Source organism: Aliiroseovarius crassostreae (assembly GCF_049803815.1).
GTDB classification, from domain to species: Bacteria; Pseudomonadota; Alphaproteobacteria; order Rhodobacterales; family Rhodobacteraceae; genus Aliiroseovarius; species Aliiroseovarius crassostreae_A.
In genome coordinates this window covers 154,334-168,743 of record NZ_JBNAGI010000003.1, presented here as the reverse complement: position 1 = coordinate 168,743, position 14,410 = coordinate 154,334, and the positions used below count along the sequence as shown (strand labels likewise).

Below are 14,410 nucleotides of genomic sequence, written 5' to 3'. Positions count from 1 at the left end.
TTGGCCCATCATTTCCCCAGACAAAAGCTCGAGAATATCTCGTCCAGGATCATTTCCACATCAACGCGCCCGACCAAACTGTCCAGGGCGCGCACGGCGCTGCGCAATTCTTCGGCGGCCAGTTCTGCCCGGTCCTGGCCGAACTCTACTTCGATTCGAGCCCGCTCCAAAGCGTCATAGGCGCGTTGCATTTCTTGGCGATGACGTTCGCGTGTGGCGATTCCGACGGATTGCACCCGATCTTCCAGCACCGAGGTAATGCGCCGGATCAATTCATCAACCCCCTGCCCGGTTTTTCCCGAGATCCGAAAGCCCTGCCCTGCGCTGATATCCGCCTTTCCGACCGCGACAATATCATCAGGTTCAGGGTTTAAACGTAGGCCAGCCTTTTCGTCCTCCAACAGGAAAATCCGCAGATCCGCCGTGGTTGCGCGTGCGACCGCGCGGTAGATCCCAATTGCCTCGACCTTATCGTCGCTATCACGAATACCAGCCGTGTCCAACAGCGTCACCGGAAGTCCCGCCAGATCCATCCGCACTTCGATCACGTCGCGGGTGGTTCCTGCCACTTCAGACGTGATCGCGGCATCGCGCCCGGCCAACGCATTCAAAAGGGTAGATTTCCCCGCATTGGGCGGGCCGATGATTGCGATTTCAAACCCGTCGCGGATGCGTTCCGCGATGCGTGTGCCGGCAACTTCGCGCCCCAGGCTGTCCATCACCCGAGACATCAGCGCGTCGACCTCGGGCGAGACATCCTCGGGTACGTCTTCGTCGGCGAAATCAATGGTGGCTTCCAGCAGGGCCGCGGCGCGGATCAGGTCACGGCGCCATGTTTCGGCGACCCGCCCCAAGGCGCCGGACAACACGTTCAACGCCTGTTTGCGCTGCGCTTCGGTTTCGGCATCCAACAGATCGGCCAACCCTTCGACCTGGGCAAGATCCAGACGTTCGTTTTCCAACGCGCGGCGGGTGAACTCGCCGGGGTCGGCCATGCGCAGATCTTCGATCTTTCCAAGTTCTGCCAAAACCGCACGTACCACGGCGGTGGAACCGTGCAATTGCAACTCGACCACCTGTTCGCCCGTGAAACTGGCATCCGCTTCAAAGATCAGAACAAGCGCTTCGTCCAGAAAGGTGCCGTCCAACGCGGTCAGACGGCGCAACCCGGCGCGGCGCGGTGCGGGGAGATTTCCCGCCAGAGAGCGGGCCGCCAAAAATGCCTGTGGCCCGGAAATCCGGACCACAGCCACGCCCGCTTTGCCGCGGGCAGATGCCAATGCAAAGATCGTATCCATATCTAAGCCATTGTTAAGACGTATTTTTTACGCGTTCATCGAGTCGAAGAACTCGCCGTTTGACTTGGTCTGTTTCAGTTTCGAAATCAGGAATTCGATCGCATCTGTGGTGCCCATCGGGTTCAAGATCCGGCGCAGAACATAGGTTTTCTGCAGATCCTTGGCATCGACCAGCAGATCCTCTTTCCGGGTGCCGGATTTCAGGATGTCGATGGCCGGGAACACGCGTTTGTCGGCCACCTTGCGGTCGAGCACGATTTCCGAGTTGCCGGTGCCTTTGAATTCCTCAAAGATCACCTCGTCCATCCGCGATCCGGTGTCGATCAGCGCGGTCGAGATGATGGTCAGTGACCCGCCTTCTTCGATATTACGGGCGGCGCCGAAGAAACGTTTCGGGCGTTGCAGTGCGTTGGCATCCACACCGCCGGTCAGAACCTTGCCCGAAGACGGCACGGTGGTGTTGAACGCGCGGCCCAGGCGCGTGATCGAGTCGAGCAGGATCACCACGTCACGCTTATGTTCAACCAGACGTTTCGCCTTTTCGATCACCATTTCGGCCACGGCCACGTGACGCGACGCGGGTTCGTCGAAGGTCGAGGACACGACTTCGCCCTTTACGGAGCGCTGCATGTCGGTCACCTCTTCCGGGCGTTCATCGATCAACAACACGATCAGGTAGCATTCCGGGTGGTTGGCTTCGATCGAATGAGCGATGTTTTGCAAAAGCACGGTTTTACCGGTGCGCGGCGGCGCCACGATCAGCGACCGCTGGCCTTTGCCGATCGGTGACACCAGGTCGATGATCCGGGCGGAGCGATCTTTGATGGTCGGATCTTCGATCTCCATCTTCAGGCGTTCATCGGGGTAAAGCGGGGTAAGGTTGTCAAACGCCACCTTGTGCTTCGCCTCTTCCGGGTCACCGAAGTTGATCTTCTCAACGGTTGTGATCGCGAAATAGTTCTCGTTTTCACCGGGGGCCTGAATGATCCCTTCAATCGTATCCCCGGTGCGCAGCGAAAACTGACGAATCACATTGGGTGAGACATAGATATCGTCAGGACCGGGCAGATAATTGGCCTCGGGCGAGCGCAGGAAACCAAACCCATCCTGCACCACTTCCAGCACGCCATCACCGCCGATGATCCATTCGTCATCAGCCAGTTCACGCAGGATGGAGAACATCATCTCGCCCTTGCGCATGGTCGAGGCGTTTTCAATCTCCAGCTCTTCGGCCATCGCCACAAGTTCTTTGGGGCTTTTGGCTTTCAGTTCAGCCAGGTTCAAACGGTTTTCGGACATGGGAATACCCTTGGGAAGCGCCACAGAGGCGAGTGTAACGGATTGTGCAGTCGTGAAGATGCAATCGGCCGGATGGCCTGCTTAACCGCCAGTTAAGCGGCCCTGACGGATGAGTCAAGTTTTCCGGGCGTTTCTCAGAATTTAAAGATCACCGAAAACACGATCACCAGCATCAAAAGCGTCGGCAATTCATTCATCATCCGATAGCGCCGCCCGGTCAGCGTGTTCGTACCGGTCATGAATTCCTTGCGCCGCGCCGCAAGCCACATGTGAAACCAGGTCATTGCAATCACCGACGCACCCTTGGTCCACGGCCAGACCATGTCCCAGGCGACCACACCGGGGGTCAGAACCAGGCAAAGGCCAAAAATCCAGGTCGAAATCATTGCCGGGTTCATGATGGCCTTCAAAAGCCGCCGTTCCATGGTTTGAAACAGATCGTCTGTGTCATTGCCTGACCCGACGACCTCCACGTGATAGACGTAAAGGCGTGGCAGATAAAAAAGACCTGCCATCCAGGCGATGACGGATACCACGTGAAGCGATTTCGTCCAGAAATACCAATCGGACAGAATGTCACCCATTCTTAGCCTTCCTTTCTCATGCGCCCCGGTTTTGCTATTCTTAAAATAATAAATATTTAAAAGAAAAGATGATGATTATGTAGGGCCTGTGGATAATGGGGATTAATGATTTGTTCATCCCTTTTTGCACAGGTGGACAACCCTTCACTTTGATCGGGGACAAGTATCGGCTTGCCAAGTTTTCTTAGCCGATTCGAAGGTGCCTGTCTGGGGATAAGTCAGAGGAGAAAAGAAAGCCGGATCGGCCAGATCTCTGCCACGTGGAAAACTTCTTCACAGTGGAAGACGACGGGATTTTCGCGTAGGAAGTGGCGAACTATCCGCAGGTTTGGAGAAGGGCGTGATTTGCCCCCGATCCAACCCCTGAAACACACAGAGTTTTTCCACAGGGTTGTCCCATGGCCACAAAATTCATCCTGGCGTCAGGCTCCGAAATACGCGCAGAGCTCTTGCGCAATGCGGGGCTGACATTTGACGTCATTCCCGCACGTATTGATGAAGATATGATTAAAATGTCTTTGAAAGCCGAAGGGGCGCATTCACGGGATCTGGCTGATGCCTTGGCAGAGTTCAAAGCGCGCAAGATCAGTGAAAAGCACCCGGATGCGCTGGTTTTGGGCTGTGATCAGGTGGCTGATCTGGCGGGGGAAATCCTGTCGAAACCGGCGTCTCCGGACGCGGCAATATCCCAACTATCTGATATGTCTGGGAAAACCCATCGACTTTTGTCGGCGGCTGTGCTGTATCAAGACGGCAAACCGTTGTGGCGCCACGTGGGTGTCGTGCGTATGAAAATGCGCGATCTTAGCGCGGAATATATCGCGGAATATGTCGACCGGAATTGGGACAGCATCCGTCATTCGGTTGGCGCCTATAAACTGGAGGAAGAAGGGGTGCGGCTGTTTTCCAAGGTGGACGGGGATTATTTCAACGTGTTGGGTTTGCCGCTGAGCGAACTCCTGTCATATCTGATTGAACGAGGAGAATTGAAGATATGAGCGAGACCCGCATTCCCCTGGCTGGCGTGATTGGCGACCCGATTGAACATTCCCTATCGCCGCGTTTGCACGGGCATTGGTTGAGGACAATGGGCCTGCCCGGGCATTATGTGCCGTTGCGCGTGGCTGTCGGGGACCTGGAAGAGGTCATTCGCACCCTGCCCAAAGCCGGGTTTGTTGGCTGCAATGTGACCATTCCGCACAAAGAAGACGTGCTGAAACTGGCCGATCTGGTTACGGATCGCGCGGCGCTGATGGGGGCGGCAAATACGCTTATCTTCCGTGAAGATGGAAAGATTCACGCCGATAATACAGATGGTTACGGGTTTATTGAAAACCTGCGTCAAGGTGCCCCTGACTGGGATCCAAAGTCAGGTCCGGCCGCCATTTTGGGGGCTGGGGGGGCGTCGCGTGCGGTGATTGCCTCTCTTCTCGAGGTGGGCGTGCCGGAGATTTTCCTGGCCAATCGCACCCGCACCCGGGCTGACGCGCTGCGCACAGAATTTGGCACCCGGATCAATGTGGTGGAATGGGTGCAGGCCGGAAATATGATTGACGAGGCCAAGACTGTGGTGAACACAACCTCACTTGGCATGGTGGGTAAACCGGAATTGCGCGTGCCGTTGGATGGGTTGAAGCCGGGTCAGGTGGTGACGGACATTGTGTACACCCCCCTGAAAACACCCCTTTTGGAAGCCGCCGAAGCGGCAGGTTGTCAAGTTGTGGATGGGCTCGGCATGTTGTTGCATCAGGCGGTGCCGGGGTTTGAGCGTTGGTTTGGAACGCGGCCCGAGGTGACAGAAGAGTTGCGCAAAGCGGTGCTGGGCCAATGAGCGGCCCATTCATCATCGGCCTGACCGGATCCATTGGCATGGGGAAATCCACCACGGCAAAGATGTTTCACGCCCGTGGCGTGCCGATCTGGGATGCGGATGCCGCGGTGCATCGGATTTATGCCCCCGGTGGTCTGGCGGTGGACCCGATCAAGGCGGTTTGCCCGGACGCCATTATCGATGGCGGCGTGGATCGTGAGGCCTTGAAGGCGTGGATGGGGCGTGATCCGAGCGCCTTAAAACAGCTCGAACAGATTGTGCACCCCTTGGTGGCCGAAGATCGTGCGCGGTTTTTGGCTGAAACAGGGTCTGATATTGTGCTGCTCGACATGCCGTTGTTGTTTGAAATTGGCGCACATGAACATGTGGATTTGGTGGTTGTCGTCTCGGCCCCCGCCGATCTGCAGCGCGCCCGGGTGATGGAGCGGGGCACCATGTCAGAGGCTCAATTCGACACTATTCTGGCCAAACAAGTGCCTGATGCGGAAAAACGCGCGCGCGCCGATGTGATCATTCCGACCGAAACACTTGAAGGGGCCGAGGCCGCGGTGGACGAGGTTATGGCCCATGTGCGGGAGAAGCTGAATGCGTGAGATCGTGCTGGATACGGAAACCACCGGGTTTGATCCGCAATCGGGGGATCGGATTGTGGAAATCGGCTGTCTTGAGCTGATCAACCACATGCCGACCGGGCGGACCTATCACCAGTATATCAACCCGGAACGCGGAATGCCGGACGAGGCGTTCGGCGTGCACGGCATCGGCCCCGACCTGCTGGCCAGCCCTCGCCCCGCCGAACCGGGTGAGGTCCTGTTGAAAGACAAACCGGTGTTTAAAGAGGTCGGGCAGGCGTTCATCGACTTTATCGGTGACGCGAAACTGGTCATTCACAACGCCGCGTTTGATATGAAGTTTCTGAATGCCGAGTTGAAATGGATGGGGTTGGCGGAACTGCCGTGGGAACGCGCGCTGGACACGCTGGCAATCGCGCGCAAGAAATTTCCAGGCGCCCCCGCCTCGCTGGACGCGTTGTGTCGTCGATTTGGCATCGACAACTCAAATCGCACGCTGCACGGCGCGCTTTTGGACAGTGAAATTCTGGCGGAAGTTTATCTGGAGCTGATTGGCGGGCGTCAGCCTGATCTTGTTCTGGCGGGAGGTCCCAGCGCCACAAGCGACACGGATGTGGCCGAAAACTGGCGCCCCACGGCGCGGCCCACCCCCCTACCTTCGCGAATTTCCGACGCGGAGGCGACTGCCCATGCCGAATTTGTCGAAACGCTCGGCGAGGACGCGCTTTGGAAAAAAATGGCGGGGAACTGATCCCCGCCACCGTATCACTCAACTTTTGAACGTGCCTCAGTTCTGCGGCGCGCTTGCGGCTTCTGCGGCGGCGCGACGTTCGATTTCGGCGCGGTAGAGCGCAAGGAAATCAACGGTATCCAGGTTCAACGGCGGGAATCCACCGTCGCGGGTGATGTCCGATACGATGCGGCGCACAAACGGGAAGAGCATCCGCGGGCATTCGATCATCAAAAACGGGTGCAGTTGTTCTTCCGGTACGTTTTCGACCTGGAAGATCCCGCCATATTCCAGCTCCAGCAAAAACAGTTGCTGACCGCCGTTTTTGTTGCGCGACCCAACGGTGTATTTGGTGATGATTTCATACTGATTGTCAGCGGGGCGCTTTTTCGCGTCCAGCGCAACCTCGACGCTGATTTCAGGCTGAACTTCGCCGTCCACGCCTTTTTGGGCGAGGATATTTTCAAAAGACATGTCGCGGATGAATTGGCCCAGGACCTGCATCTTGGGCGGGACGGGGGCTTGTTGTTCCTCGGCCATGAGGTTTCTCCTTGCAAAATATGGTCGGGAAGATGCCTAGCACCTTGACCGGGTGGGCACAACCGATGCGATCACTTGCGCTGTGTGGGCTTTTCCAAACGCGGAAAAATCGGTAAAGGGCGGGCATGAACACGATGATCCCCACCTGGGTGGATGGCACCCTGACCCCGGTCGACAAACTTGAAGCGCACCTGAAGGGGCTGCGCCACGCGGCGATTTCGGTGTTTGTTATTTGCGACGGGAAGGTGCTGCTGCAACAACGCGCTGCGGGGAAATATCACACGCCCGGTCTGTGGGCGAACACCTGTTGCACCCATCCGCATTGGGGCGAGGATCCCAAGGTCTGCGCCACGCGGCGGTTGGATGAAGAGCTTGGCATCACCGGACTGGATCCTGTCTGGGTGGAACAGTTGGAATATCGCGCCGATGTGGGTGGTGGCATGGTGGAACATGAGGTGGTGGATCTTTACGTGATCCACTGTGATCAGCCCCCGAAACTGGGCCTGAACCCCGAAGAGGTTCAGGCCGTGCGCTGGGCAAATTTGGCTGAATTAGAGACTGATATTGCCGAAAACCCCGATCAGTTCACCCCTTGGCTGCGCATTTATCTGCGTGATCACAAGGCTTCTGTGTTCGGAGCTTAATGCTTGGTCCAGCCGGACGGGCCTTTTTCCACCTGATGGGTGGGTTTCTTGTCGGGCGACACATCAGTGAACTCGCCATCAATCACGTCCTCCTCCGTCGGAGGCCGCGTGCGATGGTCCTTATGATGGTCCGTATATGCGGTGCGGCCGTCGCCCATCTGGCCGCCAATGGTGAAGCTTTGCACCTTCACGCGGGACTTGGCCCAGTTGAAAGCGGCGCGGCGCACGGCGGGCACAAGCAGGGCAAACCCCACGAAATCGGTAAAAAACCCCGGGGTCAGCAACAATGCGCCGGAAAACAGGATCATCGCCCCATGGGCCAATGGCTCGGTTGGATCTTGCAGTTGGCCAAAGCTTTTCTGCAGATCGCGCATCGCCAAAGCGCCCTGCGCGCGCATCAATTGCGTGCCGATCACGGCGGTCAGGACCACAACCAACAGGGTTGGCCACAGGCCGATCGCCCCACCGATTTGGATGAACAGGGCGATTTCAATCAGCGGAACCGCGATGAAAAGGGCAAAGAGCCACATAGGATACCTCGTTTTATCGACCAAGCGCAGTAGACTTGTTCCCAAGCAGTACTTACATATGTTTCCGGCAAACGCGTTTCCAGTGCGTCCAGAAAAATGAGGTTCCAATGAGTTCACCCCTGATCCAGCTGTTGGTGCTGGCCGGCATCGCCCTGTTCCTGATCCTGCGTCTGCGTGACGTGTTGGGAACACGGGAAGGGTTTGAAAAACCGCAGGTCACCCGACAAGACCCCAATCGCGCCAAGCGCAGCGATTTCGAAGTGATCGAAGGTGGGCCGGACAGCGACATCACCGACCATGTGGCGGAAGGCAGCGATGCGGCCAAAGCCCTGGTGGCGATGAAAGCGCAGGAACCAAGCTTTTCGGTCAGTGAATTTCTGGGTGGCGCACGCGGTGCTTATGAAATGATCCTGATGGGGTTCGAGGCCGGTGATCTGGCCGAGATCAAACCGTTCCTCTCTGACGAAGTTTATGAAAGCTTTGCCATGGTGGTCGAAAGCCGCCGGGAACAGGGGCTGACCATCGAAGCCAATTTTGTGGGTGTGCGCGAGCTGAAGCTGGTGGATGCAGCGTTTGATCCGGCCACCAATGAAGGCGAAGTGACGGTGCGTTTCGTGGGCGAGCTGACCTCGGTTGTGCGCGACAAGGGTGGCGAGATCATCGAAGGCAACCCGAATGAAGTGAAGCGCCAGAAAGATGTCTGGACCTTCGCCCGCACCATGGGCAGCAACAATCCCAACTGGCAACTGGTGGCCACGGGCGGATGATTTTGCGCGGGCTGGCAATTGCGCTGGCCCTTTTGGGCAGCCCTGCTTTTGCGGGGCTTGGGGATGAGCTGCCCTTTGATGCCCGCGCCAAAGTGCTGGAGTTTTCCGAGCTGAAAGGATGGGCCGAGGACAATCACGACGCAGCCCTTTCCGTTTTTATCGATACCTGTATCGACCTTGATGAACCGCTTTGGGCGCCGCTCTGTGCATTGGCACAGCGGCAAAGATCTGGTCGGGCGTTTTTTGAGCTTTTCTTCCGTCCGGTCCTGATTGAAAACGACGTGGCCCCGTTGTTCACGGCCTATTACGAGCCAGAGATCCTGGGGTCTCGGGTGCAGACGGATACGTTCCGCTATCCCCTGTATCGTAAACCGCCGGAAATCCCTGCGGGGCAAGCGTGGCGGACGCGGCGCGAGATCGAGGAAGGCGGGGCGTTGATCGGGCGCGGGTTGGAAATTGCCTGGCTGTCCGATCCGGTGGACCTACAGTTCCTGCAAATCCAGGGGTCCGGGCGTATTCGTCTGGTCGACGGTGGGGCGATCCGCGTGGGCTATGGCGGCAATAACGGGTATCCGTTCAAATCCCTGGGCAAAGAGCTGGTGCGGCGGGGCGTTTACAACAAACATCAGGTGTCGCAGGCGGTGATCCGCAACTGGGTGCAGCGCAACCCGATGGAAGGGCATGATCTTTTGATGTCGAACCCGTCCTATGTGTTCTTTCGCGAATTGGGGCGGATGCCGAAACACAAGGGGCCTCTTGGGGCGATGAACCGGTCGATCACGGCCCATCGGTCTTTGGCCGTTGACCCGAAATACACACCGCTTGGCGCGCCGGTCTGGATGGAAAAGGCCGGGACAGAACCGTTTAACCGCCTGATGGTCGCGCAGGATACCGGGTCGCGCGTCAAGGGCGCGCAGCGGGCGGATATTTTCTGGGGCACCGGGCAGGACGCCGGCATTGATGCGGGCAAGATCAAGGATGGCGGGCGGATGCTGGTGCTGTTTCCGATCCAGCGCGCCTATGCGCTTGAGGCGGAGGAGTGATCCATGGCGCGACGCCCCCGCGGTTTGAGTGACGAAGAAAAATCCCTTTGGAAGAAAGTGGCGGACAGCACCGAGCGCCTGCATCCTCCAAGACCCAAAACAGACCCCAACACACCCGAAATGCCGCGTCCTTCGCCCAGAATTCCAGAGGTCAAGGCGCCACGGTTTCGTATCGGAGAGGCCGCCAAGCCGCGCACCAGCGGTCATGACCTTGCCCCCTCCATGGCGGATCAAGTGGCCGCACAACGCCTTGCCATGGACAAAAAGACCTTCGGACGCATGAAGAAAGGGCGGCTGTCACCCGAAGCCCGGATCGACCTTCATGGCATGACCATTGCCCAGGCCCATCCGATCCTGACGCGGTTCATTCTGGAGGCGGTGGCCGATCAGCGGCGGCTGGTGCTTGTGATCACCGGGAAGGGCAAGAGCCGCGACGACGGCGGGCCAATCCCGGTGCGTCACGGGGTGCTGCGTCATCAGGTGCCCCATTGGCTGCATATGCCGCCGTTGAAACAGCATGTGTTACAGATTTCCGAAGCCCACCTCAAACATGGTGGTCAGGGCGCCTATTACGTCTACCTGCGCCGGTTTCGATAGCCGATTTTGACAAGGGTCAGGGCCTGCTGGGATTGCCAATCACCAGCTTTGTCGCATTCTGCACCACCAGGACCGTACCGGGCAGAAGACTTGGGCCGCGGGTGTTTCCAACTGTCGTGCTGAGCTCTGGCACTGATTGCACCAGTTTCACGAAACTGGGAGAGGAAAGAGCAACAGTGTGATCCAGCCCGCCATCCGAGAAGGCGGAGATATCAACAAGGGTCACGTCAAGATCCGCCAGCGGGGCGATGTCTTCGGCGTTGCCAAGCCGTGCGGACTGGCCGCTCAGCCCGGCAGACAATTGCAATGCGCGGTCTTTGGTTGAGCTGAAAATATAGAAAGGTTGCGGCAGTTTCCCAATCCGGTTCGATTGCTGGCGGAACAGATCAATATCGATATCCGGCGACAACAGCATCACGCCGCCGATCCGTTTGATCACCGATGTCTTATTGCCGATCGCCAGCTGTCGCAGGCTTTCCATCGTCAGCAGCGCGCCCATGGAATGACCGACCAGGATCACCTCAGTGGCACCGGCGTTTGTGGTGGCTTCGATCAGATTTTCCAATCCGTCGCGGGCAAACAGCATGGAATCACGATCATAGCCATATCCCAGCGGGTGCCCGGCGCTGGGCCAGGTGTAATGCACCGCCACGAAGGGCAGGTCGAAATCCTCGACCATTTGGGCAAAGCGATACAGGCCCTCGGCAAAAGTATTGTTGAACCCATGCACAAAGATCACGGCGGTGCGTGCATCGCCGCGACGGCCGCGCAACTCCTGACGCAATGCGCTTGTAAAGATATCCGCCCCGGCAAAGGAGGCAAAATTGTCGACCAGAAAATGCACCTGAGGATCGGGGTCTTTGCGACCCACATAGGTCACACTGCCCGCTTCCCGTTCTGGCGGGACCGAAACATCCACGCGGCCAAACAGCATGTTTTCACTGCGCGCGCCCGAGGGTTGACCGGTGGCCGGGTTGAGATCGCGGGTCGAGCCCACAAAAATGCGCTGCACTTCGCCCACGTCACCCGCGCCCGCATACAGGGTGATCTCGCCACGCGGGGCGCAGGCGACAAGGGTCAAGGTGGCAATGACAAGGGCAATCAGGCGCACGGGTACAGTCTCACATAATGTTCGCTGCCCCTTCCATAACAGGAACGCAGAAAAAACGCCGCCTCTTTCAGGGCGACGCTTCATTTTCAACCTTTCTGTGTCCGGACTGGCGCAGAAAAGGTCAGAGCACGTAGCGACTGACGTCGGCAGATTTCATCAGGCTGCCCAGGTTGTCATCGACAAAGGCGCGGTCCACGGTGACAATCTCTCCGCCGCGGTCCGGGGCGGAAAAGCTGAGCTCTTCGAACACCCGTTCCAACACGGTGTATAGGCGTCGCGCGCCGATGTTTTCCACGTCTCGGTTCACGTCTGCGGCAATTTTGGCCAGCGCCGCGATGCCGTCATTGGTGAATTCCACTGTCACCTCTTCCGTGCCCATCAGCGCGGAATATTGGCGGGTCAGCGCATTGTCGGTTTCGGTCAGGATGCGCACGAAATCGCCTTCGGTCAGCGCGCGCAGTTCGACCCGGATCGGCAGGCGACCCTGAAGTTCCGGCAACAGGTCGGACGGTTTGGCGATGTGGAACGCGCCCGAGGCGATGAACAGAATATGGTCGGTTTTTACCGCGCCATGTTTGGTGGACACGGTGGTGCCTTCGATCAGAGGCAGCAGGTCGCGCTGCACCCCTTCGCGCGACACATCCCCGCCGCGGGCCTCTTGCCGGGCGCAAACCTTGTCGATTTCATCAAGGAAGACGATGCCGTTTTGCTCCACCGATTCCAGCGCGGCTTTGGTCACGGTTTCATCATCCAGAAGCTTGTCCGCCTCTTCGCCCATCAACACCTGATAACTTTCGCGCACGGTCAGTTTGCGCCGCACGGTGCGCCCGCCAAAGGCTTTGCCGAACATGTCGCCAATGTTCAGCATCCCCATATTCTGACCGGGCTGGCCGGGCATATCGAACATCTGCATCGGGTTGGAGGTATCGGCCACATCCAGTTCAATCTCGGTGTCATCCAGAAGCCCATCACGCAGTTTCTTGCGGAACATTTCGCGGGTGGCGTCGCGGGCATCGCTTCCAGCGATGGCCTCGATCACGCGGTCCTCGGCGTTTTGCTCGGCGCGCGCGCGCACATCCTCGCGCATATGCTCGCGCGTCTGGATAATCGCTGCATCCACCAGATCGCGGATGATCTGCTCCACATCGCGGCCCACATAGCCCACTTCGGTGAATTTGGTCGCCTCGACCTTGATGAACGGCGCGCGAGCCAGTTTGGCCAGGCGGCGCGAGATCTCGGTCTTGCCGACACCGGTCGGGCCGATCATCAGGATGTTCTTCGGATACACCTCGTCGCGCAGATCGGCGTCCAGCTGTTTGCGCCGCCACCGGTTGCGCAGCGCCACGGCCACGGCGCGCTTGGCGTCGTTTTGGCCAATGATGAAACGGTCGAGTTCAGATACGATTTCACGCGGGGTCAGATCGGTCACGTTGGGCCTCTTTTGAAAACTTGTCACAGTAGGTAAGCGCAAATGCGGCAAGCGCAAGCGCTATTGGCTTGAAACTGCCAGTGAGCCGCGCAAAATACCGCCTGAACGTAGATTTGGAAGGATGCGCATATGCCCGCGCCGATATACCCTGTGACCCGATTTGGTGATGTGAGCGTGTTATTTGTGATGGCAGCGGATGCCGAATACGGCCCGCATCTGCAAAAACGCTTTACCCCACTGATCACAGGGGTTGGTCCGGTGGAGGGCGCGGTTGTGACCACAGCGGCGCTGGCTGATATGCGGGCGGCGGGCACCCTGCCCGATCTGGTGATCTCGCTTGGGTCGGCCGGGTCCGCGAAGCTGCGCAAAACCGATGTGTTTCAGATCACCGACGTCGGCTATCGTGACATGGATGCCTCGCCCCTAGGGTTCGAAAAAGGCGTGACGCCGTTTTCCGACATGCCCGCCAAGCTGCCCCTGCCCCTCCGCGTGCCGGGGGTAGCCAAAGCGAGCCTGTCGACCGGGGCCAATATCGTGCATGGCGCGGCTTATGACGTGATTGATGCGGATATGGTGGATATGGAGAGCTTTGCCGTTCTGCGCGCCTGTCATCGCTTTGACCTGCCGCTGATCGCCCTGCGCGGAGTGTCGGATGGCGATGCGGACCTGTCCGACGTGTCGGATTGGACCGAATATCTGCACATCATCGACGAAAAGCTGGCCGAGGTTGTGGACAGGATCGGTGACGCGCTGTCTGGTGGGATCAACTGGCCGGGATATGGGGCGCTGACCGCCCCGATCCAGTTGTAACAGGCTCTAATCCACCTGAAATCAGGCCGATATCTCTTCGACCGTCAGATTGCCGTTGGTGTAGACACAGATCTCAGCGGCAATCGCCATGGCCTTGCGGGCGATGGTTTCGGCATCCTGTTCGCTTTCCATCAGCCCACGGGCAGCGGCGAGCGCAAAATTGCCACCGGACCCAATCGCGGCCACATCATGTTCGGGTTCCAGCACATCCCCGGCCCCGGTGATCACGAACAGATCCGCGCCGTCGGTCACGATCAGCATCGCCTCCAGCTTTTGCAGGTATTTGTCGGTGCGCCAGTCTTTGGCCAGTTCAACCGAGGCGCGGGCCAGTTGGCCCGGCGTGGCCTCAAGCTTTGCTTCCAGCCGTTCCAGCAGCGTGAACGCATCGGCGGTAGATCCGGCAAACCCGGCGACCACATCGAACCCACCGGGCGACAGGCGCCGCACCTTGCGCGCCGTGCCTTTGATCACGGTCTGGCCCAGGCTCACCTGCCCATCACCCGCAATCACAACCTTGCCACCTTTGCGCACGCCGATGATTGTCGTGCCGTGCCAGCCGGGAAATTCACTCTCCGCCATAATGCCTCCAATTTGTTTCATCTCATATGGAGATGGGGGATGGGTC

At 58.4% G+C, this 14,410-nt stretch carries 17 protein-coding genes; 9 read left to right on the top strand and 8 right to left on the bottom strand.

Annotated features, from left to right (window positions below):
- Positions 1 to 8: 8 nt before the first annotated feature.
- The 3 genes from mnmE to ACP15V_RS10060 form a co-directional block, all read right to left on the bottom strand.
- Complete coding sequence (gene mnmE / locus ACP15V_RS10070) at positions 9 to 1,298, bottom strand: tRNA uridine-5-carboxymethylaminomethyl(34) synthesis GTPase MnmE (protein ID WP_424943555.1); 1,290 nt, start codon at positions 1,296 to 1,298, stop codon at positions 9 to 11.
- A gap of 27 nt (positions 1,299 to 1,325) precedes the next feature.
- Positions 1,326 to 2,597, bottom strand: coding sequence for a transcription termination factor Rho (gene rho / locus ACP15V_RS10065; protein WP_424943554.1), 1,272 nt, complete (start codon positions 2,595 to 2,597; stop codon positions 1,326 to 1,328).
- A 134-nt stretch (positions 2,598 to 2,731) separates the two neighbouring features.
- Positions 2,732 to 3,181 (bottom strand): CopD family protein, encoded by a 450-nt coding sequence (locus ACP15V_RS10060; protein ID WP_424943553.1) that lies wholly within the window; start codon positions 3,179 to 3,181, stop codon positions 2,732 to 2,734.
- Between the two features lie 398 nt (positions 3,182 to 3,579).
- Here ACP15V_RS10060 and ACP15V_RS10055 point away from each other — a divergent pair, with 398 nt between their 5' ends.
- Genes ACP15V_RS10055 through dnaQ form a run of 4 tightly spaced genes read left to right on the top strand, consistent with a single transcriptional unit; the run spans position 3,580 to position 6,335 of the window.
- On the top strand, positions 3,580 to 4,179 hold the full coding sequence (locus tag ACP15V_RS10055) for a Maf family protein (RefSeq protein ID WP_424943552.1): 600 nt from the start codon (positions 3,580 to 3,582) through the stop codon (positions 4,177 to 4,179).
- Positions 4,176 to 5,012, top strand: coding sequence for a shikimate dehydrogenase (locus tag ACP15V_RS10050; RefSeq protein ID WP_424943551.1), 837 nt, complete (start codon positions 4,176 to 4,178; stop codon positions 5,010 to 5,012). The genes ACP15V_RS10055 and ACP15V_RS10050 overlap by 4 nt, the downstream gene beginning before the upstream one ends.
- The gene (gene coaE, locus ACP15V_RS10045) at positions 5,009 to 5,605 is read left to right on the top strand and encodes a dephospho-CoA kinase (RefSeq protein WP_424943550.1); all 597 of its coding nucleotides are present in this window, start codon (positions 5,009 to 5,011) and stop codon (positions 5,603 to 5,605) included. Before ACP15V_RS10050 ends, coaE begins: the two co-directional genes overlap by 4 nt.
- Entirely contained in the window at positions 5,598 to 6,335 is a 738-nt protein-coding gene (gene dnaQ / locus ACP15V_RS10040; protein ID WP_424943549.1) for a DNA polymerase III subunit epsilon, read from the top strand. The genes coaE and dnaQ overlap by 8 nt, the downstream gene beginning before the upstream one ends.
- A gap of 36 nt (positions 6,336 to 6,371) precedes the next feature.
- Here dnaQ and secB read toward each other — a convergent pair whose 3' ends face one another.
- Positions 6,372 to 6,854, bottom strand: a complete 483-nt coding sequence (gene secB, locus ACP15V_RS10035; protein WP_424943548.1) for a protein-export chaperone SecB — start codon at positions 6,852 to 6,854, stop codon at positions 6,372 to 6,374.
- A 125-nt stretch (positions 6,855 to 6,979) separates the two neighbouring features.
- Between secB and idi the strand changes: the two genes are divergently transcribed.
- A complete protein-coding gene (gene idi / locus ACP15V_RS10030) occupies positions 6,980 to 7,498 on the top strand; it encodes an isopentenyl-diphosphate delta-isomerase (protein WP_424943547.1) in 519 nt (172 codons plus the stop codon).
- On the opposite strand, the gene ACP15V_RS10025 is transcribed toward idi, so the two are convergent.
- Entirely contained in the window at positions 7,495 to 8,028 is a 534-nt protein-coding gene (locus tag ACP15V_RS10025) for an FxsA family protein (protein ID WP_424943546.1), read from the bottom strand. The genes idi and ACP15V_RS10025 overlap by 4 nt on opposite strands.
- 107 nt (positions 8,029 to 8,135) lie before the next feature.
- On the opposite strand from ACP15V_RS10025, the gene ACP15V_RS10020 reads away from it, so the two are divergent.
- Genes ACP15V_RS10020 through ACP15V_RS10010 form a run of 3 tightly spaced genes read left to right on the top strand, consistent with a single transcriptional unit; the run spans position 8,136 to position 10,435 of the window.
- On the top strand, positions 8,136 to 8,795 hold the full coding sequence (locus ACP15V_RS10020) for a Tim44/TimA family putative adaptor protein (RefSeq protein WP_424943545.1): 660 nt from the start codon (positions 8,136 to 8,138) through the stop codon (positions 8,793 to 8,795).
- Entirely contained in the window at positions 8,792 to 9,838 is a 1,047-nt protein-coding gene (locus ACP15V_RS10015; protein WP_424943544.1) for a murein transglycosylase A, read from the top strand. Before ACP15V_RS10020 ends, ACP15V_RS10015 begins: the two co-directional genes overlap by 4 nt.
- Positions 9,839 to 9,841: 3 nt before the next feature.
- A complete protein-coding gene (locus tag ACP15V_RS10010; protein WP_424943543.1) occupies positions 9,842 to 10,435 on the top strand; it encodes a Smr/MutS family protein in 594 nt (197 codons plus the stop codon).
- 16 nt (positions 10,436 to 10,451) lie between these two features.
- Here ACP15V_RS10010 and ACP15V_RS10005 read toward each other — a convergent pair whose 3' ends face one another.
- Together ACP15V_RS10005 and hslU are read right to left on the bottom strand one after the other, a co-directional pair.
- Positions 10,452 to 11,546, bottom strand: coding sequence for an alpha/beta hydrolase (locus tag ACP15V_RS10005; protein ID WP_424943542.1), 1,095 nt, complete (start codon positions 11,544 to 11,546; stop codon positions 10,452 to 10,454).
- 121 nt (positions 11,547 to 11,667) lie between these two features.
- Positions 11,668 to 12,975 (bottom strand): ATP-dependent protease ATPase subunit HslU, encoded by a 1,308-nt coding sequence (gene hslU / locus ACP15V_RS10000; protein ID WP_424943541.1) that lies wholly within the window; start codon positions 12,973 to 12,975, stop codon positions 11,668 to 11,670.
- 129 nt (positions 12,976 to 13,104) lie between these two features.
- On the opposite strand from hslU, the gene ACP15V_RS09995 reads away from it, so the two are divergent.
- Positions 13,105 to 13,785 (top strand): 5'-methylthioadenosine/S-adenosylhomocysteine nucleosidase, encoded by a 681-nt coding sequence (locus ACP15V_RS09995; protein WP_424943540.1) that lies wholly within the window; start codon positions 13,105 to 13,107, stop codon positions 13,783 to 13,785.
- Positions 13,786 to 13,806: 21 nt separating this feature from the next.
- On the opposite strand, the gene hslV is transcribed toward ACP15V_RS09995, so the two are convergent.
- Positions 13,807 to 14,364, bottom strand: a complete 558-nt coding sequence (gene hslV, locus ACP15V_RS09990; protein WP_424943849.1) for an ATP-dependent protease subunit HslV — start codon at positions 14,362 to 14,364, stop codon at positions 13,807 to 13,809.
- Positions 14,365 to 14,410: the final 46 nt, after the last annotated feature.